This window comes from Oceanimonas baumannii, assembly GCF_002245495.1.
Classification (GTDB): domain Bacteria; phylum Pseudomonadota; class Gammaproteobacteria; order Enterobacterales; family Aeromonadaceae; genus Oceanimonas; species Oceanimonas baumannii.
In genome coordinates this window covers 85102-111783 of sequence record NZ_NQJF01000010.1, presented here as the reverse complement: position 1 = coordinate 111783, position 26682 = coordinate 85102, and the positions used below count along the sequence as shown (strand labels likewise).

The following is a 26682-nucleotide window of genomic DNA, read 5'->3' as shown; positions in this document are numbered from 1 at the left end:
CTTATCATGCCTTCGCCTCAGCTCCGAGGTAGAGAATGCAAGCTTCCATTCCGTTTAACGAACAACTGGTACTGGTTACCGGCGGTGCCCGCGGCCTGGGCGAACATCTGGTACGCGCCTTTCTGCAGGAAGGTGCCAGGGTCGTCATCAACTATCTGAACAGCGCCGAGGCAGCACAAAAGCTGGCGGCCGAAGCGCCGCAGCAGGCCCTGGCGATACAGGCCGACGTCACCGATGCCGCCGCCGTGCAGCGTATGTTCGAGCGGGCCGAGGCCCACTTCGGTTGCCCGGTAACCACAGTTATCAACAACGCCCTGCCGGCGTTTTCCTTTAATGGTGATGCCCGTACTCATGCCAATGAACTGGCCTGGGAGCATATTAACCAGCAACTGGAAGGCGTGGTGGGCGGTGCCATTAACACCACTCGGGCAGCGCTGGCCGGCATGCGCAAGCAGGGCTTCGGCCGCATTGTCAATGTGGGCACCAATCTGTTCCAGAACCCGGTAGTGCCTTACCACGACTACACCGCTGCCAAGGCGGCACTGCTGTCCCTGACCCGCACCCTGTCTCAGGACCTGGGCCCTGATGGTATTACTGTTAACATGGTGTCCGGCGGTCTGCTGCGCACCACCGATGCCTCTGCCGCCACCCCGGAAGCGGTGTTTGACTATATCGCTGCCAACACTCCGTTGCGCCGGGTGACCACGCCGGCGGAATTTGCCGATGCCACCCTGTTCTTCGCCTCGCCCTGGTCGCGCTCGGTGACCGGCCAGAATCTGGTGGTAGACGGCGGTTTGGTGAAAAACTGATGAGTATGAAACAACGCATGATGCACCTGAACCTGTTTCTGTTCGGATGCGGTCACCACAGGGCGGCCTGGCGTCATCCCGGCTCATCGGTTGAACAGCTGGGTGACATTCGTTATTACGAGCGGCTGGCGCAAACCGCCGAACGCGGCAAGCTGGATGCGGTATTCTTTGCCGACGGCCAGTCTGCCGGCAGCGTGACGGATGGCAGCTACTGGTTTCTTGAGCCACTGACTGCCATGGCGGCGATGAGCCGGGCGACGGATCGCATCGGTTTTATCAGCACGGTCTCCAGTACCTTTTTTACCCCGTTTCATGCCGCCCGCATGATGGCCTCGCTGGATCATATTTCCAATGGCCGCATGGGCTGGAATGTGGTGACCTCCATGTTCGATGTGGAAGCACGCAACCATGGTTACGAGTCCATGCCCGGGCATGCCGAGCGTTATCGCCGGGCGGAAGAGTTTGTGGATGCGGTACTCAAGCTGTGGGACTCCTGGCAAGAGGATGCCCTGGTGATGGACCGTGCCGGTCACTATGCCGATCCGGAAAAAGTGACCCCCATCAACCATCAGGGCGAGTTCTTCCTGGTGGACGGTCCGCTTAACGTGCCGCGTCCGCCTCAGGGACATCCGGTGCTGTTCCAGGCCGGAGCCTCGGAGCAGGGCCGGACCCTGGCGGCCAAATGCGCCGAGGCCATTTATGCCGTGGCTTACGATCTGCCGGCCGCGCAGGAGTATTACCGGGATATCAAGCGCCGGGTGCGGGATGCGGGCCGTCAGGTGGAGGTGCCCATCATGCCCGGGCTGGTGACTTATGTGGCCTCCACCGAGGCCGAGGCGCTGGGCAAGCAGCGTGAGCTGGATGAACTGCTGCCCGCCGATGCTTCGTTGCGCCAGCTGGGCACTTATGTGGGTCAGGATTGTTCCGGCTGGGAGCTGGACGGCCCGGTGCCGGCGTTGCCGTCGCTGGATGCTTTCACCGGCCCCAAAGGGCGCTACGCTACCGTGCTGCGCATTATCGAAACCGAGCAGCCTACGGTACGTCAGCTGCTGGGCCGGCTCGCCGCAGGTGGTGGACACTGCACCATGGTTGGTACGCCCGAGTCTATTGCCGACCGCATGGAGCAATGGTTCCGCCATGAAGGTGCCGATGGTTTCAATCTGATGCCGCCGTCACTTCCCTCCGGAATTGAAGATTTTGTGGAGCAGGTGGTGCCCGAACTGCAGCGTCGCGGCCTGTTCCGCACCGAATATGAAGGCAGTACCCTGCGGGAGCATCTGGGGCTGGAAAAGCCGTAAGGCGAACAGCTCCCGTATTTACCATGTTACCCCCGCGAAGGCGGGGGCCATACAACAGACAACGCCTTTGCTGGTGTTGTGCACTCCTGTCTGGATGCCCGTCCGCACGGGCATGACGGAAATTATTGTCACCCCCGCGAAGGCGGGGGCCATACAACAGACAACGCCTTTGCTGGTGTTGTGCACTCCTGTCTGGATGCCCGTCTGCACGGGCATGACGGAAATTATTGTTACCCCCGCGAAGGCGGGGGCCATACAACAGACAACGCCTTTGCTGGTGCTGTGCACTCCTGTCTGGATGCCCGTCTGCACGGGCATGACCATTATCCTCCCGGCGGAGTCAGCCGTTGTTCCAGGCGACGGAGCAGGGCGTCGAGCGCCATGGCCATCAGCGCCACCATCATGCCGCCTTGCAGCACAAAGGCCAGGTTATCGGTGAGCAGACCGGCAATAATTACTTCGCCAAAGCCCTTGGCCGCGACTGTGGAGCCAATGGTGGCGGTGCCAATGCTGATCACCAGTGAAATGCGGATACCTGCTACCAGAGTGGGTAATGCCAGAGGTAATTCCACCCGCCACCATTGCTGTAAGGGGGTCATGCCCATGCCTTTGGCTGCTTCACGTACGCTGGCGGGAATTTGCTGCAGACCGGCAACGGCATTCTCAAAAACCGGCAGCATGCCGTAGAGCAGCAGGGCCACCAGCGTGGGGGTGAGGCCAAATCCCAGGGCCGGTACCGCCAGTGCCAGCACCGCCACCGGCGGAAAGGTCTGCCCCAGGTTGGCCACGGCCCGGGCCAAAGGAAAAAAAGCCCGGCCCGCAGGGCGGGTGACTGCTACGGCGGCTCCGAGTGCCAGCAGGGTAGCGCCTGCGATGGCGGTAAATACTGCCAGTGCATGCCACCCCAGCAAACTGGCAAAGCTGTCACGGGCATAAATGGCCGGCGCAGGCTCATCGACCAGAGGGCGGAACAGCGGAGTCAGAGCTTCCATATTGAATGTAAGCAGGGTCAGCAGCAGGACGGGTACCAGCCAGCCAAGGGGATGACTCATGGGCGGGCACCCTGTTTCAGCAAATTTTCCAGGGTGACTTCGCCGACCACCAGGCCGTTTTCGTCCACTACCGTCAGCCGCTCGGTGCCTTGCCATATCAGCCCGGCCATGGCGTCTCGCAGGCTGGTGCTGGTTGCCATGGCCGGTCCGGAGGGCCGAGTGACTGGTGTCATGATATCCGCCAGGGTCTGGGTGGCCAGCAGATGCAGGGATCTGTCCTGGCCACCCACCAGGTTTTGCACAAAACCCGGTCTGGGATAACGCAGCAGGGCCTGAGGGCTGTCTATCTGCAGTATTTCGCCTTTGTCCATGACCGCGATGATATCGGCCATTTTGATCGCTTCCTCCAGGTCGTGGGTCACCATGATAATGGTAATGCCCAGCAGCTTCTGAATACGCAGCAGTTCGTCCTGCAAGTGCGTTCGGGTCAGCGGATCGAGAGCGCCAAAAGGTTCGTCCATCAGCAGCAGTTCAGGTCGTGCTGCCAGCGCCCGGGCTACCCCTACCCGTTGTTGTTCACCACCGGAAAGCTGATGCGGATATTTCCCGGCAAAGGTGGCAGGGTCGAGCCGGAACAGGCTCAGCAGCTCGTTGACCCGGGCATCGGTATCGGCCCTGGTCCAGCCGAGCAGACGGGGGACGGTGGCAATATTGCGGGCAATGGTCTGGTGCGGAAATAATCCGACGCCCTGAATGGCGTAGCCAATGCGACGCCGCAGTTGCTCTGCCGGAATGGCAGTGACATTTTTACCCTGAATGAAAATTTCGCCTGCGCTTGGTTCAATCAGCCGGTTAAGCATGCGCAGGGTGGTAGACTTGCCGCAGCCGGACGTGCCTATCAGGGCACAGATCTGGCCGTTGTCTACCCGGAACGAAAGATCTTTCACTGCCAGCTGAGTGCCGAAGTGTTTGCTGAGATGTTTTACTTCAATCATGCGTGCCGGCCTTGTTGCTGGGCGATCAGGATGTCAATCAGCATGGCGAACAGAAACGCCAGCAGCAGGGTAGGTAGGGCACCGAGGATCACCAGATCGGTGGCGGTCTGCCCCAGGCCCTGAAAAATATAGGTGCCGTAGCCGCCGCCGCCCACCAGTGCAGCGACCGCCACCAGACCGATATTCAGTGTGACCACCACTCGCAGGCCGCTCAGAATGACTGGCAGGGCCAATGGAAACTCCACCTGCCACAGCCGTTGCCGTCGGCTCATGCCCATGGCGGTAGCGGCTTCACGTATGTCGGCATCGATCCGGTCAAAGCCCAGTGCGGTGTTACTGACGATGGGGAGCAGAGAATACAAAAACAGGGCGATCACCGCCGGTGCCGCACCAATACCACGAATACCGAGCTCTCCCAGCCAGGGATGTGCCGTGGCCAGCAGACTGAGCGGTACCATCAGCAGGCCGAACATGGCGAGGCTGGGAATGGTCTGTAAAATATTGAGCACCGGAAACAGGGTTGCCCGCAGCCCCGGTGAACGATGGCATGCGATCCCCAGGGGTATGCCTGCCAGTACCGCCGGAATTATGCTGCCCAATGCCAGCTGTAAATGACGCAGCCCCTGATGCCAGAAGTCGCTGCGGTTGTGAAACTCCTTGAGCAGCGAGAGGTTATCACAGTGACCAGATGCCAGCAGGGCCGCCACCGAACCACTGAGCAGGCTGATCAGCAGTAACCGTGCCGGGGGTTTTAGTTTCAGTTGCAGAGTGGTATCGGTGATCAGTAGCAGCAGCCAGAACAGGCCCAGCCAGAAGCCGGCGCCCAAGGAGACCCGGGCCAGAGGGGAGGCATCTGCCAGCAGGTTGGTGGCGGTGTTGCCGGCGGTATAAAGCAGCAGTAACAGGGCGAGGGAGGTAAGCAACAACCGCAGTTTCAGCCCCTGCTTAATCAGACACAGCGGCAGCAGCAACAGGAGCCACAGTCCGGGCGGCCCGGCTGCGTTCAGCAGCCCCAGTGGCTCGCCGGGCAAAATACGGTTGGGCTGCAGACTCACAAAAGGCAACGCCAGCAGGCTTGCCGTCAGTGCTGTCGCCAGCAGGCCGGCGACTTTATCGATGTTCAATGTAAAAGAAATGGGGACTCCCGGGGTTCGTCTTCGCGTGGGTATTCGCCGACTTCAGTCAGTGTGTCTGCTGCTCCGGGCTCAGTCCTGTGTCAGTCCGGCCAGATGATCGGCGGCCACGGCTTCAGCGCTTTCACCACCGATGGCGATGCGGCTGTTAAGCGTTTGCAGGGTTTCCACATCCAGAGACTGGAATACCGGCTCCAGAATGTCGGCGATTTCCGGGTGTGTATTCAGAACGCTTTCCCGCACGACCGGGGCTGGCGCATACACCGGCTGAACACCCTGGTCGTCGTCCATGACTACCAGTCCGACAGAGGCAATGGCACCGTCGGTGCCATAGACCATGGCGGCGTTGGTGTGGTCAGTTTGCAGGGCGGCTGCCTTGATGGTGGCTGCGGTATTGCCACCGGAGAGCACCAGCAGCTGGTCATCGGTCAGTTCAAAACCGTAGGTTTGCTGAAACGCCGGCAAGACGGCGGGGCTGGAAACGAACTCTGCCGATGCCGCCAGTTTGATGTTGCCGCCGGCACTGACATAACGGCCAAAGTCCGACATGGTGGCCAGCCCGTTGGTATTGGCAATGTCCTGGCGTACGGCAATGGCCCAGGTGTTGTTGGCGTTGGCCGGGGCCAGCCATATCAGTTGGTGGGCATCCAGGTCCAGCTGGCTGGCCAGGGAGTATCCATCGTCAAAGCGTTTCCAGGCGTCGCTGTCTTCTTGCTGATGAAAAAAAGCGGCGTTGCCGGTGTACTCCGGATAGATATCGATTTCGCCGGCGATAATGGCCTTGCGCAGTATGGGCGTGCCGCCCAGCTGGCTGCGGTTTTCCACCTTCAGTCCGGCATTATTCAAGGCCTGGTAAATCAGGTTGCCGAGCAGGCCGCCTTCGGTGTCGATTTTGGAAGAAACGACAATCGGCTCCGCTGCCATCACCGGCAGAGCAAGGGTCGCAGAGAGGGTAAACATGGCCGTGGCCAGCAGCTTTTTCATCATATTGTTCCTTCAATTCGGCGAAGTCGGGGCATCCTTTCTCTTTAGGGTACCCCATGGCTGATCTCATCTGAACCCTATTCGGGCGCTTTTGGTGCTTTGGCAGGGGACTTTTCAGTCCGTTTCAGTAACTGCAGCGGTCGCCACAGGCCGTCGCGGGTAAAGCACTGCCAGCCCCAGCGCAGCCAGCCCAGTAACGCAAAGGCCAGCCATAACGCCCATACCAGCATCAGCAGGCGGTACAGCAGCAGCGGCACCGACAGCACCCAGGCCACGGGCAGGGCACCGTCGGTGCGATCCTGATACCAGTTGAGTTGGTTGCCATAAGAGCCGTTGCCGGCAATCTGCATATGGGGAAGCCCCAGCAAGCCCTGCTGAATGGCACTGAATAAATAACTCAGCGCCACCAGAGTCAGCAGAGCCAGGCCAATTTGCGCCAGGTTGAACCAGGCTCCGGCCTGCTGATGTTGCCAGCGTTGACGTAATCCCAGGGCCAGCAGCCAGAACACCACGGTAGTCGCCATCCACAGCGGAACCTGGGTCAGTCCCAGTCCCAGCAACAGCCAGTGATGAAAGCGCAGCGGTGTTACCGGCAAGCGGGACAACCCTGCCGCAAGCAGCACCATGACCGCAACCAGGCTCCAGAACAACACCGCCGGGCCCAGCCGCGGGCCGGCGGTAAACAGCAACCAGCGGTCCTGTCCCGGCACCAGTTCAATACGGTGGTTAACACTGTGACTGTTGAGCTGAACCTGTGGTGTGGTGAACAGGGTGCTGATACCGGGCGTTTGTCGCCAGTGAATGCGCACCGCCTGTACCCCGGGGGTCAGCGGTAAAGTAAGCGTGCGCTCACTTATGCGCAGCGGCAAAGTACGGCCATTGATGACGACCGACTGCAGTTCGGCTGTTTCCGGCAGTTGCAGCGCATGCTGGCCGCCCCGGCTGCTGCGCAGGGTCAGATCCAGGTGAGCGTCGGTGGCATGTTTTCCCGGTTGCACCCTGAGGGTACTGGCGTCAATGGTCAGGGTCTGGCCGGGCATGGCGTCGGGCCGCTGAATGCTCAGCGTGAGCCGCTCTCCGGGCCAGGGCCGCCATTCCGGCAGTGCTCCTTTTTGGGGGGAGACCGGGGCCAGCCCTTCAGTGTTGATATGCCAGATGGGGCTGGCATTCAGCTGCCAGGTTTCGCTCCAGACCTGAGTGTCCGGTGCTTCAAAGGCCAGGCTGTCTGTCCGGGGCAGCGTCGACTGCCAGTGCAGCTGGTGCTGGCCGGCGGTCAGTGTGATATGGGCCTTGCCATCGATAACCGGGATGCCATCGGTAAGTACTGACTCACCGGGTAACAGCGGGATTTCCAGGCGCAGGGTGCGATCTGCATCAGACTGACGGGCGAGAAGGTTCTCTACTCGCCAGTCCAGGCCCAGTTGCAGGGTACGGGTCAGCCGGGCAAAGTCGGGCAGTGTGCCCGGTTTGAGACGGGGGGTGGCCGGCTGGCCATCGGCAGCCAGCCGGGTGAGCTGTAATCTGCCTTCGGGCACGCCGTTTTCGTTCAGGCCCTGCAACTGCCAGCCATTCAGCTGTGCATTTACCCGCTTGGGTATCATGCGCAGGGGCAGCTGCAGCCGGTCCTGTTCCGGCATTGGGCCGCTCAGCTCAACGTGATGAATGCCTGCCGGCAGCGGCAGGTGTACCACGCCGCCGTTATCGCGCCACAGCGCTTGTGCCGGGGTGCCATTTACCAGCACCTGCTCCGGTAACCAGGTGTTGTGCTGTGCCGGCAGGGGCACGGCTGTGCTGGTCTGAGTATGAATATTGAGTCCGAGTGTTAACCGCTCTGCTGCGACCATCAGCTTCATGTCGGTGGTAAGTGCACACTCGGGCAGGCAGTCCGGCGGGGCCTGCAGCCGGGTTTTCAGTTCACTCAGCAATTCAGGTGAAGGAAACTCGGCTCTGGCCTGAGGCGCATTCATCAGTAACGGCAATGCCAGCAACACAGGCAGTGTAGACAGTAATTTTTGCTGCATATGCAGACCCTTGCCACGAGTGAAGCCGATACCGGCCATACGCAGTACCAGCAGGCACAATAAGATCACCCGCAAGATATTCAGCCCCGTATTGACGGCAGGTGGCAGAAGCACCAGCCGGACTTGTTGTTCCTGGGTGACCGGGCCATTCCAGTTAAACTCCACACTGCGCCATTGCCAGTCGGGCAGGCCCGGGCCGGTTTGCACCTGAGCTCCGGGATCCAGCCGGGGCAGAGGGGCCGGCTGGCGGGGCGCCGGCGATAACATCATTTTATCGGCCACCGCTTCTGATTCGGCCTGATGCGGGCCGCTGGTGACGGCAGCAGGTGCCATCATGCCTGCGCGTGCCAGCTGCGGATAAAAAGCGGTGCGCAGCTCGTCCACGATAAAGGGGATGGCAAGCAGAGTAAGTACTAACAAGGTCAGCAGCCGGTAGCTTGCTATCCAGAGACGCAGCTTTCCTGCCGGCAACACTTTCAGCAGGGCACAGGCGGCCAGCAGGTTCAGCCAGATCCAGCGTGGTGGCCCTATTCCCGATGGCTGATGCCAGATCAGACTCAGGGTCAGCAGGGTCAGCACGCCCCAGTGCCAGCCCCACAGCCTGAATGCGGCGACGGCGGCAATCAACACCAGAAATAAATCCAGCAGAGTCCAGCGTTGCAGCCAGGTGTGAGGCGTGTTGTCCATACCAAACGCCGCCAGCAGGCTCCAGCCCGGTGGCAAATGCAGCCGGCTGCTCAGCTGCTGCACGGTAAGATCCCATCCCACGGCCGGCAGGGTGTCGCTCTGCTGTTCCAGGCGGCTGTCGGCCACCATATTTAACGGGCCTGGACGCAGCTCCACCCCGGGCTGATTATTATCAAGCCGGGTGAGCAGACGGGGCTCGCCGTTGACCGCAACCCGGCCCGGAGTGAGTGAGGTGCTCAGCCGGGTGCTGTGGGCAAGCGTGCCGGTGAATGTGTCTTTCAGCGTGTAACCGCCGCCGTCAAAGTCCAGCCACATTTCACGGTGCAGAGCCAGCTGGTCAGGCACGGGATTGGGATCACCCCGGCGCAGTACCTTAAAGGCCATGGTGGTGTCCGGTGTCATATGGAAGGCGGGCAGCGTCTGCCACTCGGGCGGCAGACCGCTCTGGCTGGCATCCAGGGTGGCCGGGCCGGTGATCTCCATCAGCCGCAGTTGCGGGTAGGCCTGTACCGCCCAGACTTCCTCTGCCGGCCATGGTGCAGGAATGGCCGGCAAGGTCAGCGCCTGAACGTCTCCGGAATAACGGCTGACAAGGTGCACCTGCCAGCTTCCCGGGCGGGCCTGAATACGAATACGTCCGTCCGGCTCCAGCCGGGCCGGCAGGGAGGAGTTGAGTACCAGGGGGATCTGGTCTTTAAGCAGTGCCGGGCCCAGCAAAAGCTCTCTTGGCTCGCCGGCCACGTTCAGTTCAATACGTGTATTGACCTGCAGCGGAATATCATCCGCGATATGGCGGTAGACATTTACATTGAGCGTATTGGCCGCCGGTGTCTGGCTCTGACTGCGCCGCCCCGGCCAGAGCCGGCCCTGTATATCCAGTTCGGGGGCGGCAACGGGCTGGCCGTTCAGGCTGAGTGCCAGCAGTCCGGTGCCGGGATCCAGCTGCAGGCTGACCGGCATCCGGGCCCATTGCCAGCTGCCTTCGATGGTGTATTGACCGGCGGGCAGACGGAGCAAAGGCTGATCGTTGCGCTCGCTCAGCACGGCGGGCTTATTATTGACCAGGATGTGCTGAGGCCAGTGTTCACGGTTACCGGGCAGAAGAATACCGGTGGTCTCATACAACTGCCAATGCTGTTTGAAGTGGCCGCCGCTGTCGGTGAGACTGAGCTCCAGCTGACCCGGCCAGGCGCAGTGGCGCTCGTCTTTTTGCCGGTATAAGAGGGGGCAGCGGGATTGATTTTCTCCGTGTAATGCCCACTCCGCCCAGGGCTGCAGAGGTGAGGGGATCTGTTGCCAGGACAAGGGAGCAGCCGATGCCGGCAGCATAAACAGCAGTAATAACAGTGTGAACACGGAGCGCATAGGCATCCTTAAATATGGCTGCGCAAAAAAGTGTGCCTATATCCTAGCAGGCGACGAACAAAAAGGAGCCAATTGACAGCAATGTCTGTGGCTCCTGTCACGTATGCCAGTGATGAGATGGAAAACGCCGCAGGGTCAGGCCATCCGTCTGTTTTCCCGGGCGGGGACCAGTGACGCTGGCGGCAGATGACAGCGCAAGCTCCCGTCACCACTGCATTGTTCCGGAGGGGACTCTGTGTTGCAGACCCCCGGGATGGCATGGGGGCAGCGATCCTGGAAGGCGCAGCCCTGTAGGGGGATGCCGGGTTGACTGCCGGCGCCCTGTTCAATAATGGGCAAGGGGGCGCCCGGTGACAGGGCGGCATCCAGCAGCAAACGGGTATAAGGATGCAGCGGGCCTGATGTGAGCTGATGAACAGTACAGAGTTGCATCAGTCTGCCTTTGTAGAGCACGGCAACACGGTCGGCAAAGCTCCTGACCAGGGCGAGATCATGAGCAATGAACAGGATGCCGATATCTCTGTCCTTCTGTAACCGGGATAGCAGTCGCAGGATGGACGCCTGTACCGACACATCGAGTGCTGACGTGACTTCGTCACACAGCAGCAGACGAGGCTGGGCAGCCAGGGCCCGGGCAATGGCCGCCCGTTGCAGTTCACCACCGGATAACTGACCGGGTAACCGGTCAAGGTAGTCGGGGTTTAATTTTACTTCCTGCAGTAATTGGGCTGCTTTTTCCCGGCATTCGCTTTTACTCAGCCTGAACCATCTACGCAAGACCGGCGCCAGGCTCTGATACAGCGTCAGTCTGGGATTAAAGGCGGCATCCGCATGCTGGAAAATCAGCTGCATACTGCGCTGTTGCTCGGGTGAGCGGGTGTTCATTTGTGTGCTGAGCACCTCGCCTTCGAAGTAACCTGCTCCGGTACTGGGGGGAATAATGCCCGCGAGGGCTTTCAGAATGGTGGATTTGCCACTGCCCGACTCCCCAATCAGCGCCAGAGTCTGTCCCTGGTGCAAACTGAAATTGATGTCATTGACGGTATTCTGTACGGGCCGGCTGCGCAGCCTGTCCAGCCAGCCGGGCTGCTGGTAACGGATGGCCAGTTCGCTGACCTGCAGCAGGGGAGTCTCCCGGGTGTTAACCTGTCGCTGCCGTTCTTCACCGTGACTCTCTGCATGCTCTGTCTGCCCCGGAAAGTGGCAGGCTACGTTACCCGGTGCCGACAGCCGTGGGATCTGCTGCCGGCAGCGTGTTTGGGTATTCGGGCAGCGGGCAGCGAAGGCGCATCCGTCCAGCCGGCTGCCGACGGCAGGCGGCACGCCAGGTAATTCGGGCGGCAACCCCTGCTGCTGGTATCCGGGGGTCGCGGAGAGCAAGGCCCGGGTGTAGGGATGGCGGGGGGAGTTCATCAGGGCCTTCTGCTCAGCGATTTCAATTATATGGCCGGCATACATGACGGCAATGCGATCACAGAGGCTCGATACGGCACCCAGATCATGGCTGATAAAAACAATGCTGGTGCCTACCTCGTTCCGCAGTTGTTGCAGTAAATGCAGGACGTGCACCTGGGTGGTGGCATCGAGTCCGGTGGTCGGCTCGTCCATCAGCAGCAGCCGGGGTTTGGCCGCCAGGGCCATGGCGATGACTACCCGCTGTTGTTGCCCGCCAGAAAGCTGGTGAGGGTAACGGCTGAGCAAAGAGGCCGGGGCGGGCAACCTGACTTGTTCCAGCAGGGAAATGGCCGCCTCCCTGTGCTCGCCTTTGCCCTGATGCAGACGCAGCATTTCCTGCAGCTGGTCACCGATGGTCAGGTGAGGAGTAAGGGCCTGCCCCGCCTGTTGTGGGATCAGGTTGATACCATGCTGATGGATCAGAACGTCCGGCCGGTGTTCGCTGAGTGTGAGCGGGGTCCCGTTTACCCTGACTGCCCCGGAAACGGCCATGCTGCCACTGCGGAGCAGACCCAGCATGGCCATGGCCAGAGTGCTTTTGCCACAGCCGGATTCGCCGACGATACCAAGGATTTCCCGCGGAGCCAGCGTCAGGTTAACACCGCGCAGCACGGGACGAAGCTCCCCGTGATTATCCTGGTAGCCCAGTTCCAGGTCTTCAATGGCTACTAATGAATTAGGCATGGTGATTCCTCAGCGGATCGCGGACGACTTATCAATCCCCAGGGCTTTGGCCAGGGCATCAGAAGTCAGGTTAATGGCAATGATCAGGCTGCTCAGAGCGATGATAGGTGACAGCACGGCCCATGGGGCAATAGACATAAAGCCCCGGGAATCTGCAATCATCAGGCCCCAGTCCGGCGTAGGTGGTGAGACCCCGAAACCAAGAAAGGAAAGCGAGCTGAATGCCAGCAGCATCCAGGACCACCTCATGGCGATTTCTACCAGAATGACATCGGTGATATTGGGAAGAATTTCGCGCCAGATCAGGGTGAAATGACTGTCTCCCCGCAGGCGGGCTGCCGTGATAAATTCCCGACAGATGACTTCCTTGGTGGCGGTCAGCACAACCCGGATCACGGCAATGCCGTAGAAAAAACCCAGGGTAATAATAAACACCAGTGGCCCGGGGCCGGCCAGGCTGATAATCAGCAGCATAAATAACAGCCAGGGGATGGACAGCAAGGCATCGACCAGGCGCATGGCCCAGTCTTCCACCATGCCTCCGCGGATGGCGATAAATAAACCGGCCAGGGAGCCCCAGGCAACCGCCAGCAAAGCGGCCGGGAAGGTGGTGATAATGGCTTCTCTTCCCCCCATCAGGGTCCGGCTCAGCACATCCCGTCCCATTTGGTCGGTGCCAAGCCAGTGTGATGAGTCGGGGGCCTGCAAGATGGCCAGGCTGTTGGAAGCGGCAAAGTCATAGGGGAGCAACCAGGGTGCCAGCAACATCACCAGCAGGTGGAGGGTCAGCAACAGCAGGCCGATCTGGCCGGCACGGGTGCTGGTCAGCCGAGCCAGCACGGCAGGGCAGGTCTGCCGGGCAGACAAGAGCAGGGAGAGTGACATGGTTATCTCAACCTCGGATTGAGCAGAGTGACACAGAGATCGGCGAACAGGTTACAGGCGATATAAATAGCTGAAAGAGTCAGGGCACAGGCTTGAACCACCGGAATATCCCTGTCATAGACGGCCGAGATCATCAGGGTGCCAATGCCCGGATAGTTAAAGACCTGTTCGATAATCACGACGCCGCCCAGCAGCCAGGCAACGGTCATGGCCGAGAGGGTAATGGTCGGCAGCACGGCTGCTGGCAGCAGATGGCGCAGCAACAGGCTGGCAGACGGGATCCGTCGTATGCGCGCCATTCTGATGAAGCTGGCCGACAGGACGTCAATGGTGCTGCTGCGCATCATGCGCATCATGTGTGCTGTACTGATTAACACCAGAGTCAGTGCCGGCAGCCAGGCATTGGGCAGCAGTTCGTCCAGTCCTGCGTGGGCGTCCGCCAGGGTGACGGCCGGAAACCAGGGCAGCCAGATGGCAAATGCCAGGGTCAGCAGGGTCGCGGTAATAAATTCGGGAACGGTCATGGCCAGCAAGGTGATGCCTGAGATCAGGTTATCCAGCCAGGAATCACGGTAGATGGCGGTCACCATCCCCAGAAACAGAGCCAGCGGAATCGCCAGCAGTGCGGCCATTCCACCTAACAGCGCGGTGTTGGCGAGGCGCGGTAGTAACTCATTATTCACCGGTCCTCCGCTGCTGAGTGACAGGCCAAAGTTGCCTTTGAATAACTGGCTGCTCCAGGTGGAGAAGCGTTCCAGCACGGGCTGACTCAGACCGAAGTTATCCCGGCACAGGGCCAGGTTGTTCTCGTTGACGTTGCGGCCCAGATAACTCGTACAAAAATCTCCCGGCAGCGCTTCGGTGACGGTAAACACCAGGCAGGCCACAAAAATCAAGGTAAAAACGGCGTATACGAGTCGTTTACAACACAGCATCAACATGGGATTTCTCTGCATATTCGTAAGTGATGCCCAGCAATTGTGCCAGTGTCGGAGTGACGGTCAGCGAGTTTGCCCGGGAGATAATCTGCCGTTCCGGTACCCCGGGGCCGCTGAAGATGGCGATGCGTTCATCGTCCGGATGAGCCGGTCCCATACCATGAGTGGAAACATATTTGGGCCTGGCAGTGGGAGCGTTTCCTGCATGTTTGGCGGCAGGTTCAAAGCTGGTGTTCTTGGGTGCAACAAACACGGCCAGCTGCTCAAGATGCGTGGCGGGCAAGTAAGCGGGATTATCCAGCCGGGTCACGCCATAAGCAGAGAGTCTGGTATCGATGCTGTCCAGTTCGGCCGGGTTGTTACAGGCGACAAATAACAGGCCCCCGTCACAGTGTGTCTTCACTCCCGGGATAATATGTTCAGGCACCAGTGCCGTTTCCACCAGGGCATGACCATGATCACTGACAATTGCCAGGTTGTACTCGCTGGCCAGCCCGCTTTCCTGCAGGCGACTCAGTAAACACCCCAACTGGGCATCGACCAGTTCCAGCGACCAGGCGACCAGTTCACGCTCGTTACCCAGCAGGTGCTGGCAATAGTCCGGGCTGTTCAGCTCCAGCATCAGCAGATCGGGACGCTGATGCTTAAGGAGCTGCCAGCCCTGCTGTAACAGCTGGTGATCATTGGCCGCGATCCGGGTCAGCGATTCGGAGCCGCCGGACAGAGAGTGCAGACCGGGAGCACTCAGCGCTTTGGCGCGCTGGCAACCATCTTCCCACCATGGCGACAGATACCAGTCGCAATCATCGGCGCTGACCAGGCCGAAACCGACAGAGGCGACGCGCTTATTCTGTGCTCTGGCCACTCGGGCGAGGGTGGGTACCCGGACGTCACTGGCCTGGGCGGGAGGAAAATACTGGCCGTTCCACAGGTTATTGGCGTAGATACCGTGCTGAGTGGCATCCACTCCCGTCAGAATGCCGGCTCTGGCCGGCATGGAATTTGCGTTGGCATCGGCTCCCAGTCGTTGTATCAGCAGCCCTGTTTCTGTCAGGGCCTGCAAATGAGGCAGGCGATGAGCGTACTGTTCAAACAGGCTGGCGCTTACACCATCCAGCAGAATCAGGATTAATTTACCGGACATACGTGTCTCCGAAACATAAATGCGCCCCGCAGGGCGCATGGGGGGGTGAGCGCCGGTGATCAGGATTTGTCGACCAGATGCCAGCGGATGGCAAAGTGCTCTACTGCCGGAATAGAGACATTGGCTCGCATCACCCGGTTGTTATTCAGGTGGAAAGGAATAAGGGTACCGCTTTGCTCTGAAAGCAGGCGTTGTGCCGACTGGTAGAGCTGAGCGCGTTTGTTATGGTCGGTTTCTTGCCGTGCCTGACTCAGCAGCTGGTCGAACTCTGCATTTTTAAAGGCGGATTCATTCCATGGGGCTGTGCTGCCGAATACCTCACTCAGGACCTGATCAGCGGGGCGTTGTCCCCAGGCGGTATTGAATACTGACTTTTTCATCCAGGCGGTGCTCCAGTAATCGGAGGCCGGGACTGTCCGGATATTTACCTTGATGCCTGCACGAGCTGCCTGGCGCTGATATATCTCCGACATCGGGCGGAAATAGCCGTCGGCAGGGCTGGTATACAAGTCCAGGGTCAGGCCATCCGGGTAGCCAGCTTCACGCAGGAGTGATTTGGCCCCCTCAATGTCTTGCTCACAGTGTTGCTCCAGACGGTATTGATCCCCTGCCCAGACCGGATTGTCACAGGAGATGGTCGCCCCCCCCTGACCAAACAGCAGCTGGACCATTTCCTGGCGATCCACCACCATACGCAGGGCTTTCCTGACCCTGGCGTCTTTCAGTGCCGGATCGTCGTTGCGAAAGACGATGCCACGCCAGTCGCCCGTGGGAATGGCGTCATAATGAAAACGGGCGTTGCCTTCAAACATACGCAGTTGCTGGCCATTGACGCCGTTCCAGCCGGCCCAGTCGATCTGTCCGGCCAGCAGTGCCTGGGTGCGGGCGTTTTCATCTGCAATGGCGATGAGCTCCATGCCATCCAGCTTGGGCTGGCCTTCCCAGTAGTTGTTAAACGCATCGAATGTGGTGGTGCCTTTCGGTTCAAATCTGGTCAGCTGGAAGGGACCGGTGCCCACGCCCATCAGGGCGGGATCTTCATCAAACCCGGCCGGCACGATTTTGGCTCGATAGTCCATCAGCAGAATGGGCAGGTCGGCATGAGCCTGGCTCAGGGTAAAAATGACCTTGCCATCTTCGGTGCCGGTAACCTGCTTAATCATGGACAGGGCAGCACGGGCAGGCGCGTCACGCAGGGGATCAAGAATCCGGTTGAAGCTGTAGACCACATCTTCCGGGGTCATGGTCTTGCCATTGTGGAATTTGACATCCGGACGCAGGGTAAAGGTCCATACATCCGCGCTGGCGTTCGCACTCCAGCTGCTGGCCAGAGCTGCAACCGGCTCGCCCTGCTCTCCCTGGCGTACCAGCCGGTTATACAATATCTGAATGGCATCGTAGTAACGGGTAGACGAGATGGGATCGAGAGATTCCTTGCCGTTATATTCCAGCCAGTAGGGCGTTTTCAGTGTTTCTGCCTGGGTCAGGGTGGTGCCGGAGACCAGGAGTAATCCGGCCAGACTATGCTTCCAGTTCATATCTCATTCTCGTTAGCAGTATCGGGGAATTGGCAGTGAGGTTAGCAAGGAGACGTGACGCTTTTTTTATGAATAAAGGCGGTTTCCTGCGTTTGCCGTCAGGGTTGCTAAGGGCCAGCCTTAGCAAAACAGGGAGAAGCATCCGAGGTTCATTTTTATCCGGCCAGGTTGTCCTGCTCCAGTTCCTGCAACAGCCATTGCCTGAATATCCGTATTTTTTCGAGGCTTCGTTTGTGAGGCGGGATAAGCAGAAAATGGTTGCTCTGGCTGGCCATGCGGTAAGGGTGGGCCAGTCTGAGGGTGCGATTGGCCAGCAACTGCCTGACCAGCGGGTAGCGAACCAGTAACAGTCCCAGTCCCTGCAGGGCGGCGGCAATTGCCAGGCTGGAGGTGCTGAATTCCATTTTGGGCATGGTAAAACCTTGCTGGGGATCCTGCTGCTGAAACCAGTCTCGCCATCCTTCCCGGTAGCCGTAACATCCGAGCTTGGGATAGGAAGACAGCAGGTGCAGGGGAGCTTCGGCGGGATAGTGCACCAGCAGTGCCGGGCTGGCGACCACCACCCAGTGATCATCGGTCAGTTGTTCAGCCTCCCGATCTGGCCAGTTGCCGTAGCCGTTGATGATTTCCACATCCACCTCACCGGGTTCATCCGGGATGGCGTGATTGGTCGCCAGAAACCTAAGCTGTATACCCGGGTGGGCCTGATGAAAACGGGCCAGTCTGGGGATAAGCCAGTGTTCGGCAAAACTGTGTGCCACCCGCAGGGTAAGCTGAGTTTGTTGCTCTCCCCGGAACAGATCGTCCGTGCCTTTTTTCAGTGACTCGAACAACCAGCTGAGCAGGGGAAGATAGGAACGGGCTTCATCGGTAAGTTCGATACGGCTGCCGCGACGCAGAAACAGTCTGACACCAAGAAAGTCCTCAAGTTGTTTGACCCGTTGACTGATGGCGCCCTGGGTGACACAAAGCTCTTCGGCGGCGCGGGTAAGACTTTGGTAACGAGCGGCGGACTCAAAGGCCAGCAGGGCATTAAGAGGGGGCAAGCGGTTGGTGTTGTATTGCATGGTACGTCTTCCGGAACGGGATCATCTGCTGCTGATCATAGGTGTCAGTCAGCCGTGCTCAGGGTGGCTTCTTATTACGCTGTATTTATGACGTTTTAATGATGCAGGCTTCAGCATTTCTAAGGCAGAGCCCCAGAAATGATCGATGTTGCCGGTGGTAACCGGACGCTAGAGTAACCCCGATCAAAGGCGCCAAAGCAGCGCCGGACCGATAGGTAACGGGAGCTACCCATGTTGAAGTATTTTGAGTATGAGCAAAACAGTCTGACCCTGAGCTGGGCCGATGGCCGGGTCACCCGGCTGGACGTACTCTGGCTGCAGGATCATGATCCCGCCGGGCGTCATGATAATGGCCAGCGCTTGATTTCAGTGCTGGATCTGGACTGGCAGGCAGGGATCCGGGCCGTGGATCGGCAAGGCGGCTCCCTGGTGATCTGTCTGACAAACGGTCGCGAGCTGACCTTTACGCTGGAGCATCTGGCAGCGGAGCAGATGACAACAATCCAGGATGACCGAAGCTGGCGTGGTAAAACCCTGTGGCGGGGTGAGGCGTTTACGTTGCCGGACGTCAGCTGGCCGGATTATACCGGTCATGATGACATTCGTTGCCGGGCCCTGGCCGCCGTTGCTGAAAGTGGCCTGGTATTGTTGCGGGATGTGCCCTGTGAGCCTGGCCAGGTACTTGAGGTCATTCATACCTTTGGTTATGTGCGGGAAACCAATTACGGCCGTTTATTTGATGTAAAAACCGTGGTCTCGCCCAGTAACCTGGCGTTCAGCAATCTGGGACTGGGACCGCATACCGATAACCCATATCGTGATCCTGTCCCTGGCGTACAGTTGCTTCATTGTTTGTCCAATGAGGTGGACGGCGGAGAAAATTTACTGGTGGATGGCTTTCAGGCGGCAGCACGGCTGCAGGCGGAGCATCCGGAAGCCTTTGAGTTGCTGACCCGGATCCGACTGCCCTACCGCTTCATTGACGAGAAGGCTGATTTGCGCAGCCGGGTGCCGTTTATCGAAACCGATGGCGCCGGCAATGTGCTAAAGGTTCGTTACAATAACCGCTCCATCGCTCCCTTTATGTTGCCGTTTGAGGAGCAACGGGCCTTCTACCAGGCGTACCGGTTGTGGGCAGAAACCCTCTCTGCGCCGGATCTGGCGTTTACCTGTCGCCTGGAGCCGGGCGATTGCCTGATCTTTGACAACACCCGGATCATGCATGCCCGTACCGCTTTTACCGATGGGGGCCGCCGTCATCTGCAAGGTGCTTACAGCGATCTTGACGGCCTTTACTCTACTCTCTACCGGCTGGGAGCGTCAGCATGCTGAATCAGGCACCGACCAAAGACAATATTATCGAGATGATTGAAGCGGTCTTCACCCGTCATGGTGCCGACTCTTATCTGGGCGAGCAGGTGACCATGGCTCAGCATATGCTGCAGGCAGCCTGGCTGGGTGAGTTGCAGGGAGAAAGCGATGCGGTAGTACTGGCTGCGCTGTTGCATGATGTGGGTCACTACGCCAACAAATTGCCGCCGGAGGTGCTGATGTCCGGTACCGATAACCGGCATCAGGAGTCGGCAGCCAGCTGGCTGGCACCTTTTTTTCCGGCCGAAATCATTGAGCCCATTCGCCTGCATGTTGCTGCCAAACGTTATCTGGTAACGGTGGATCCGGACTACCGGAACCAGTTATCGCAGGCATCGATTGACTCTCTTGCGCTGCAGGGAGGTATGATGTCTGCCCGTGAAGTGCATGAAATGGAAGCCAATCCTTATCTGGATATGGCGATCCGGGTGCGCCGGCTGGATGACCAGGGCAAGGATCCTTCGCTGACAACACCAGACTTTGGCCATTTCAAAGTCAGACTGGATCGCTGGTTGTTGTCCGGTGATGACAGGCAGTAACGGTCTCACCGGCTGATGTTTCTGCCGGGATGATGGATGTTCCCGGTAGAAGCAGACAACAAGTGTGCTGCATGTTGCAAAATATTGTTTTTTTGATTTTTTTGTGATCAGTCATGCTATAAGGTTGCGTCATCTGCAGGATATAAAGTGGCCCTTAGACCACAAAGGATGACTATGAACCAAACTCAATCTCTGATGCTGCGCCTGTTTTATGGCGGCAGCCTGGTAACCCGGATTTTAATTGGCATTGTAGCCGGCGCGGCACTGGCGGTGCTGGCGCCGGCCGCTGCCGGGTCTGCGGGTCTGCTGGGCAGCCTGTTTGTAGGCGCGCTGAAGGCCGTCGCGCCGGTACTGGTGTTTGTGCTGGTGATGTCATCCATTGCCAACCACAAGAAAGGCGAGCAAACCAGTATTAAACCCATACTCTATCTTTATCTGCTGGGTACGTTTGCCGCCGCCCTTACCGCCGTGCTGATGAGTTTTATTTTTCCTACCGAGCTGGTGCTGGCAAGCCACGGTGGTGAAGCTTCCCCTCCGGAAGGCATTGGCGAAGTACTGAGAACCCTGGTGTTCAATATTGTCGATAACCCGGTGAATGCGCTGCTTACTGGCAACTTTATTGGTGTGCTGGCCTGGGCAGTGGGCCTGGGACTGGCGTTTCATCATGCCGGTGACAGCACAAAAACCTTGCTGAATGACCTGTCTGTGGGCGTGTCGGCCATTGTGAAGTTTGTTATCCGGCTGGCCCCTGTGGGTATTTTTGGTCTGGTGGCTGAAACCATCGCCAGCACCGGCTTTGAGGCACTCTGGGGCTATGCCCATCTGCTGGGTGTGCTGCTGGGCGCGATGCTGATTATTGCGCTAGTGGTGAACCCGCTGCTGGTATACCTGAAAATCCGGCGCAATCCCTATCCGCTGGTACTGCAGTGCCTGCGTGAAAGTGGCGTGACGGCTTTCTTTACCCGCAGTTCGGCCGCCAATATTCCGGTAAACATGGAATTGTGCAAGAAGCTCAAGCTGCATGAAGACACCTATTCCGTGTCTATTCCTCTGGGAGCCACCATTAATATGGGCGGTGCCGCCATTACCATTACCGTCCTGACCCTGGCAGCGGTGCATACCCTTGGCATTGAGGTCGACATCATGACTGCGTTGCTGCTGAGTGTGGTCGCGGCAGTGTCAGCCTGTGGTGCATCAGGTGTGGCCGGTGGCTCACTGCTGTTGATCCCGCTGGCCTGCAGCCTGTTTGGTATTCCCAACGACATCGCTATGCAGGTGGTGGCCGTGGGCTTTATTATCGGTGTGCTGCAGGATTCAGCAGAAACCGGCCTGAACAGTTCTACCGATGTGCTGTTTACCGCCGCAGCCTGCATGGCTGACGAAAATAAAAACTGATCTCCAGGTTCCCTGATATCAAGGCCGGTAAGCTGATGCTTACCGGCCTTTTGTTTTTGCGCTGGCATAAAGCCGGTTTCCGTCTAGCCTTGATGTGGTAAGCAGGTACGCAATAACAAGAACCGACAAGGATGGTGGCATATGAAAATCAAGGCAGTGGTTGTGGTTTCCTGTCTGCTGGCCGCGGGCGTTCAGGCGCAGGGGTTCAGCTCTACACCCATGATGTATTCACAGCCCGAATTTTATGTTGGGCTGAATTATGCGCAGCTCAGTCTGGATGCCGAAAACGACTTTTTCGGGGAGTCTGCCGACTGGAATACGGTCGGCCTCAATGCCGGTGTGCAGCCGTCTCCGTATCTGGCATTTGAAGGCCGTTACGGCAAAGGGGTAGGTAATGATGACCATTTTGACGGGCTGGTGGAGAGCAAGCTGAAGCATTATTTTGGTCTCTACGCAGTGCCACAGTTCCCCATTCAGGACTTTATGTCTGTTTATGGTCTGCTAGGCTGGACCAAGGCAAAAGCCGATTTCAGTGCATCCATTATCAGTGAAAAAATTTCTGAAACGGAAGATGACTTCAGCTACGGCGTAGGCGTACGTTTCCGTGATATGCGTACCCCGAACGGGGTTGCCTTCTTTGCCGAGTACGCGCAGTTAATCAATCGAAGTGATTACGATGTCAATGGCCTGACGCTTGGGCTGAGCTGGCATTTCTGACGCTTTGTGGCAGGTCGCGGAAGCAGGGGTCAATGGCCCCTGTTATTTTTATACAACCAGTACCGGGCACCTGGCGGCACTGGTAACCCGGTGTGATACGCTGCCAAGCAGCATGCCTTCCTTATCGCTGTGAGTACCGCGAGTACCTACCACAATGAGATCCGCGTCTTTTTCTTTCGCGAACCTGACGATAACTTTTGAGGGCCGGCCGCCGCGAACAAAGCCGCGTAAATGGGTGGCCTGCAGTTCCTGCGCGTGCGCCTTGGCGAAGTTGACAACCTCCCGGGCGTATTCCGACAGCACCTTGTCGGGAATATCCATCTCCGCCGGCCGGCCGATGGACAGGCTGGCTTCAAACAGGCTGTGATGTTTGTATACGCAAATAAGCAATATTTCGGCCTCGGGCAACAATTTTTGCAACTGCACCGCCTTGTCCACGGCTCTGAGGGAGGAATCAGAGCCGTCCACAGCCACCACTATTCGTTTAAACATTCTGCCTCCTTTCACAATGTGTGGTGCGAAACCTCAGTCCGCAAAGGCCAGATCCCGGAAATACAGTGCAATGTCGGGAAAGGCGATAATCAGCCCGGCGGCCGCCACCAGCATAAAGATAAAAGGTGGAGTACCGCGTATTACTTCCATATATGGGCGTTTGAAAATAGCAATGGCGGTGAAGATGTCACAGCCAAAAGGCGGCGTGGCTGAACCGATGGCCACCTGCAGAGTGATGAGGACACCGACCAGCACCGGATCCAGCCCGGTGGACTGAATGGCTGGCGCGAAAATAGGGGTCAGCACCAGAATCACAACAATCGGATCCACAAACATGCAGGCAATAAAGAACGCCACACAGATGGCGATAAGTACGCCTACCGGACCCGCCTCGTTGACACCAACAGATTCCAGAATGGCTTGCGGTACCTGGGCAAACGACAAAATCCAGGAGAAGCCGTTACCCACCGCCACCAGAATAAAGACCACGGCGGTGATCAGCCCTGTAGACTTGGCAATGCGGTAAATATCGGGAAGTTTGAGTGAACGGAATATCACGAACTCCAGCAAAAAGGCGTAGAGCACACACACGGCGGCGGCTTCGGTAGGGCTGAAAATACCGCCGTAAATACCGCCGACGATAATGACCGGGAAAAACAGCGGCCACAGTGCCTGGCGCACGGCCCGGCCCCGCTCGCGCCAGCTGGCTTTTGGCTCGGTCGGTACGCCGTGCTTGTGGGCGTAATACAGGCAATAAAGAGAGAACATCACCAGAATCAGCAGACCGGGACCAATACCGGCAATAAACAGCTCGGCGATGGAGGTTTCGGAGATCACCCCATAGATAATCATGCCAATGCTGGGGGGGATCAAAAAGGCGATGTCACTGGCGTTGATGATCAGCGCGAGAGTAAAAGGATCGGAGTAACCGGCCTTCAGCATCCTGGGACGCAGTGGCGAGCCTACCGCCACCACAGTGGCCTGAGTAGAACCGGATACTGCGCCAAACAGGGTACAGGAAGTGGCGGTGCTGATGGCCAGGCCGCCCTTGATGTGACCAATAAAGGCCATCACCATGTTGATCAGCCGGTCGGCGGAGTGACCCCGGGTCATGATATCGGCGGCCAGAATAAACATGGGGACGGCAATCAGCGAAGCCGGGCGAATGCCTCCCATCATCTGCTGAATAAAGGTACCCATCTGGCCAAAGCCGTCGAACATCATGATAAAGCCAACCACAGAAGCGGTGATCAGCGGAATCATCATGGGAAAGCCCAGCAGCAGCAGGCCAATCATGATCGACATTAACAGTGTTGCCATGGAATTTTTCCTCAGACTTCGGTTTCGGTGTCGCCATAGCCATCCGGCACGCCGGTAGACAGGTATACACCATGGCTGGAGATGTTTTTAACGGCGGTCAGAAAATACTGAATGCCGGTAATGGCAAAGCCCACCGGTACCCACAGGTAAATCCACCAGATCTCAAAGCCCAGTGCCGGCAATATGCGGCCTCGGCTGTATAGCGTTTCAATGTAGCCATAGGCGTGGTAGCAGAGAAAAAACATCACCGCAGAGGTAAACAGGGCAATCACTATCATCAGGATTTTACGTAGCCGAACGGCCAGTGAATCATACAGTGCCGACATGCGAATATGGCGGCCGTGGCGGGCGGCATAGCCCAGACCGGCAAAGGTGATCAGAATAATCAGAATGCGGTTTATTTCGCCGGAGAAAAAAAAGCCTTCGCCAAATACGAAGCGGGCAATGACATTGCTACAGGTGTTGATGGCCATCAGCAGTACACCGAAGGCGAGCATGACTGCCTCAATGCGGGCTATCCATTCATCTACCCAGCCCAATATACCGGGCAGGCCGGAGTGGTAGCCGGCGGTATCGTCTTCGACGGTTTCCTGGGTTTTGTTGTTCATACCTTGCTCCTTGGCCGGATTAAAGGGCCGGCCAGGGTAAGTAGAAATGGGGCGCAGCGCGCCCCGTTCAGGTTAGTTGGTGACTTTCTGAAGATCTTCTTTGAAGGTGTTGAGCAGTGCTTTTCCGCTTTCACCGGTCATTTCGATGAACTTGGCTTCCACCTGGGGAGCCCGCTCACGGAAGGCGGCAATCTGCTCGTCGTTCAGGCGGGTGACGGTGACTTTGTCACTGCTGCTGGTGATCTTTTCCAGTGAACGCTCGGCCAGACCGTCAATATGCTTAAGAATTTCTTCAAAGGCGTAGTCTGAGGCCTGCTGTACCAGCTGCTGGTCTTCATCGGACAGGCCATTATAGAAGTCCTGATTGGCCATCATGGCAGTGGTGAACCAGCCGTGGCCGGTGAAGATCAGATTGGGCGACACCTCGTACAGACCACCGGATTCAATCCAGAAAATAGGGTTTTCCTGGCCTTGAATCATATTGGTCTGCAGTGCGCCGTACACCTCGCCCCAGGGCAACGGAGTGGGGGTCGCACCAAAGGCAGAGTAGGTTTCCGACAGCAGCGGGTTGGTCATCACCCGAATCTTCTTGTTTTTGAGTTCTTCGGGGGTGGTGACAGGTTCATCCAGGGTGACGACAAACTCCCCTTCCGGATACATCTGCAGCAGCTCCAGGCCCTTTTCCGCATACAAGGCAGGAAACTTGTCGTTGATGGCGTCACTTTCACGGAAGAAGCTCACCACGTTTTTCATGTCGGTGGGCATCAGGTAAGGAATAAAAAAGATCTGCGCTTCAGGGATCAGAGAGCCGGTAAAGCCGGGCGACTGGTTCACAAAGTTAAGAATTCCCGCCTGGGTCTGCTCCATAATGTCGTCGGACTCACCCAGTTCGCCAAAGCGATAGATCTGCAGTTGATGCTCCGAGTTGTCTTCAATGTATTCTTTAAATTTGTACGCGAACACATCCTGCACATCGCCCTCATATTCCTCGTGGGCATAGCGCCAGGTGTCGGCTTGAGCGGCACTGCAGGCGAGCAGAGCCAGAGCCGGGATGCCGGCCAGCTTTTTGAACTTGAATCCCTTTTGCGTATCCATGCGATGCTCCGTTATGGTTTCGTGTTCTAACCTTAATTGCTTTTATAGACTGGCAAAATAAGTAAAAAGACGCAAGGGAAGGGGTTCATTCAGGAACGCAATTGTGAGAGGAAAGGAAGAAGAAATCGCATTTAAAAGGGTTTTTTTGTGTTGTTTTGCGTATTTTTATAGGTTTTTTGGGTTTTTTTTGTTTCTTGGTTTTTATGAGAAGTCAAAGAGGGTGGTTAAGGATAGAGGGCTAAACATTACAATAGTAACTATTTTTCGTTCCTGTCAGGATAACCTTAGCTGGTAAAAAGAAAAACAGGCAACCGGGTTGCCTGTTTTTTTAACTCAGAAGTGGTAACTCAGCACCGTACCGGCCAGAACCTGTGTTGATTCGCCGACCTGACGGACAATAGGGCTGTCTTTGGCATCGCCAGTCAGTCTGGTCACCGTAGCAAGGCCGGTCAGTGACCAGTTTGATGAAAAGCGGTAGTTAACATGGCCGCTCAGGCCCAGACGCCAATAGCCGTCACCGGGCTCATAGCGTTGAAAGCCGCTGCGGGCTGCATCAGTTGCAGATACCCGGAACAGGCTCTGGGTCCATTCCTTGCTGCTGTAAATCAGGTTGGGACCAATGCCGGCAGACCAATTGGGAGATATGCTGTGGCGCCAGCCAGCACGCAAAATGACCTGATAACCATCCATATCACCGGTAAGTGGAGTTTGAGCTTTTAGGGTCACATTCCAGGGGCCTGGCTGGTACCGCAGGCGCATACCTCCGGTGATACCTCCGTCTATTTTTTCAAAACGGCTAAGGTCACCGTCGTTATCACGACCCGGGATATACCCGATAAAAGGTGACAGGGTCCAGTTTTTCTGGTGGTACAGGTTCCAGCCCAGGCCGTCTCTCAGGTTCAGATAAAACTGATCGCCATAGCGCAGGTTGGCATCAGGCAAAATCCGGGTTTTGTAATCATCGCTACCCAGATAATCCGGGGCCAGAGTAACGGAAACTCCAATGCTGCCGTTCAGTGGCTGGGCCATGGCCGGTACCGCCAGCAGTGGCAAGGTAGCAAGAGAGCAGGCAATACTTCTGTACATGGGGCTATGCTCCTGAAATAGGGGGTAATGACTGACAATAAAGCGCCAATGCCGGGATATACAA

The 26682-nt window shown here is 57.8% G+C and carries 22 protein-coding genes; 6 read left to right on the top strand and 16 right to left on the bottom strand.

Annotated features, from left to right (window positions below; genetic code table 11):
* The first annotated feature begins 35 nt into the window (after nucleotides 1-35).
* Together B6S09_RS12885 and B6S09_RS12880 are read left to right on the top strand one after the other, a co-directional pair.
* Nucleotides 36-809, top strand: coding sequence for a 3-oxoacyl-ACP reductase (locus B6S09_RS12885; RefSeq protein WP_094278904.1), 774 nt, complete (start codon nucleotides 36-38; stop codon nucleotides 807-809).
* A complete protein-coding gene (locus B6S09_RS12880) occupies nucleotides 809-2107 on the top strand; it encodes an LLM class flavin-dependent oxidoreductase (RefSeq protein ID WP_208321746.1) in 1299 nt (432 codons plus the stop codon). Before B6S09_RS12885 ends, B6S09_RS12880 begins: the two co-directional genes overlap by 1 nt.
* 323 nt (nucleotides 2108-2430) lie before the next feature.
* Here B6S09_RS12880 and B6S09_RS12870 read toward each other — a convergent pair whose 3' ends face one another.
* The 11 genes from B6S09_RS12870 to B6S09_RS12820 form a co-directional block, all read right to left on the bottom strand.
* Nucleotides 2431-3159 (bottom strand): ABC transporter permease, encoded by a 729-nt coding sequence (locus B6S09_RS12870; protein WP_094278902.1) that lies wholly within the window; start codon nucleotides 3157-3159, stop codon nucleotides 2431-2433.
* On the bottom strand, nucleotides 3156-4094 hold the full coding sequence (locus B6S09_RS12865; RefSeq protein WP_094278901.1) for an ABC transporter ATP-binding protein: 939 nt from the start codon (nucleotides 4092-4094) through the stop codon (nucleotides 3156-3158). Before B6S09_RS12865 ends, B6S09_RS12870 begins: the two co-directional genes overlap by 4 nt.
* The gene (locus B6S09_RS12860) at nucleotides 4091-5218 is read right to left on the bottom strand and encodes an ABC transporter permease (RefSeq protein WP_243832839.1); all 1128 of its coding nucleotides are present in this window, start codon (nucleotides 5216-5218) and stop codon (nucleotides 4091-4093) included. The genes B6S09_RS12865 and B6S09_RS12860 overlap by 4 nt, the downstream gene beginning before the upstream one ends.
* An 81-nt stretch (nucleotides 5219-5299) precedes the next feature.
* Nucleotides 5300-6214 carry a glycine betaine ABC transporter substrate-binding protein OsmF gene (gene osmF, locus B6S09_RS12855; RefSeq protein ID WP_243832840.1) on the bottom strand — a complete coding sequence of 305 codons (915 nt, stop codon included), beginning with the start codon at nucleotides 6212-6214 and terminating at the stop codon, nucleotides 5300-5302.
* Between the two features lie 74 nt (nucleotides 6215-6288).
* The gene (locus B6S09_RS12850) at nucleotides 6289-10284 is read right to left on the bottom strand and encodes a hypothetical protein (protein ID WP_094278899.1); all 3996 of its coding nucleotides are present in this window, start codon (nucleotides 10282-10284) and stop codon (nucleotides 6289-6291) included.
* 135 nt (nucleotides 10285-10419) lie between these two features.
* A complete protein-coding gene (locus B6S09_RS12845; protein WP_094278898.1) occupies nucleotides 10420-12423 on the bottom strand; it encodes an ABC transporter ATP-binding protein in 2004 nt (667 codons plus the stop codon).
* Nucleotides 12424-12432: 9 nt separating this feature from the next.
* Nucleotides 12433-13308, bottom strand: coding sequence for an ABC transporter permease (locus B6S09_RS12840; RefSeq protein WP_094278897.1), 876 nt, complete (start codon nucleotides 13306-13308; stop codon nucleotides 12433-12435).
* A 2-nt stretch (nucleotides 13309-13310) separates the two neighbouring features.
* Nucleotides 13311-14249 (bottom strand): ABC transporter permease, encoded by a 939-nt coding sequence (locus B6S09_RS12835; RefSeq protein ID WP_094278896.1) that lies wholly within the window; start codon nucleotides 14247-14249, stop codon nucleotides 13311-13313.
* Nucleotides 14230-15390, bottom strand: a complete 1161-nt coding sequence (locus B6S09_RS12830; RefSeq protein ID WP_166670319.1) for an alkaline phosphatase family protein — start codon at nucleotides 15388-15390, stop codon at nucleotides 14230-14232. The genes B6S09_RS12835 and B6S09_RS12830 overlap by 20 nt, the downstream gene beginning before the upstream one ends.
* A gap of 59 nt (nucleotides 15391-15449) precedes the next feature.
* Complete coding sequence (locus B6S09_RS12825) at nucleotides 15450-16928, bottom strand: ABC transporter substrate-binding protein (RefSeq protein WP_094278894.1); 1479 nt, start codon at nucleotides 16926-16928, stop codon at nucleotides 15450-15452.
* A gap of 155 nt (nucleotides 16929-17083) precedes the next feature.
* Nucleotides 17084-17995 (bottom strand): LysR substrate-binding domain-containing protein, encoded by a 912-nt coding sequence (locus tag B6S09_RS12820; protein WP_094278893.1) that lies wholly within the window; start codon nucleotides 17993-17995, stop codon nucleotides 17084-17086.
* Nucleotides 17996-18226: 231 nt separating this feature from the next.
* Here B6S09_RS12820 and B6S09_RS12815 point away from each other — a divergent pair, with 231 nt between their 5' ends.
* From B6S09_RS12815 to B6S09_RS12800, 4 genes are all read left to right on the top strand, one after another.
* The gene (locus B6S09_RS12815; RefSeq protein WP_094278892.1) at nucleotides 18227-19327 is read left to right on the top strand and encodes a TauD/TfdA family dioxygenase; all 1101 of its coding nucleotides are present in this window, start codon (nucleotides 18227-18229) and stop codon (nucleotides 19325-19327) included.
* A complete protein-coding gene (locus tag B6S09_RS12810) occupies nucleotides 19321-19905 on the top strand; it encodes an HD domain-containing protein (RefSeq protein ID WP_094278891.1) in 585 nt (194 codons plus the stop codon). The genes B6S09_RS12815 and B6S09_RS12810 overlap by 7 nt, the downstream gene beginning before the upstream one ends.
* 174 nt (nucleotides 19906-20079) lie before the next feature.
* The gene (gene sstT / locus B6S09_RS12805; RefSeq protein ID WP_094278890.1) at nucleotides 20080-21300 is read left to right on the top strand and encodes a serine/threonine transporter SstT; all 1221 of its coding nucleotides are present in this window, start codon (nucleotides 20080-20082) and stop codon (nucleotides 21298-21300) included.
* Nucleotides 21301-21441: 141 nt separating this feature from the next.
* Complete coding sequence (locus tag B6S09_RS12800) at nucleotides 21442-22017, top strand: porin family protein (protein WP_094278889.1); 576 nt, start codon at nucleotides 21442-21444, stop codon at nucleotides 22015-22017.
* Between the two features lie 48 nt (nucleotides 22018-22065).
* Here the strand turns inward: B6S09_RS12800 and B6S09_RS12795 are convergent, their stop codons facing one another.
* The 5 genes from B6S09_RS12795 to B6S09_RS12775 form a co-directional block, all read right to left on the bottom strand.
* Nucleotides 22066-22509: a universal stress protein gene (locus tag B6S09_RS12795; protein WP_094278888.1), complete on the bottom strand. Its 444-nt coding sequence runs from the start codon at nucleotides 22507-22509 to the stop codon at nucleotides 22066-22068.
* 33 nt (nucleotides 22510-22542) lie between these two features.
* Nucleotides 22543-23829: a TRAP transporter large permease gene (locus B6S09_RS12790; RefSeq protein ID WP_094278887.1), complete on the bottom strand. Its 1287-nt coding sequence runs from the start codon at nucleotides 23827-23829 to the stop codon at nucleotides 22543-22545.
* Nucleotides 23830-23840: 11 nt separating this feature from the next.
* Nucleotides 23841-24437, bottom strand: a complete 597-nt coding sequence (locus tag B6S09_RS12785) for a TRAP transporter small permease (protein ID WP_094278886.1) — start codon at nucleotides 24435-24437, stop codon at nucleotides 23841-23843.
* Nucleotides 24438-24509: 72 nt separating this feature from the next.
* Entirely contained in the window at nucleotides 24510-25532 is a 1023-nt protein-coding gene (locus tag B6S09_RS12780; protein ID WP_094278885.1) for a TRAP transporter substrate-binding protein, read from the bottom strand.
* Between the two features lie 333 nt (nucleotides 25533-25865).
* Complete coding sequence (locus tag B6S09_RS12775; RefSeq protein ID WP_094278884.1) at nucleotides 25866-26618, bottom strand: MipA/OmpV family protein; 753 nt, start codon at nucleotides 26616-26618, stop codon at nucleotides 25866-25868.
* Nucleotides 26619-26682: the final 64 nt, after the last annotated feature.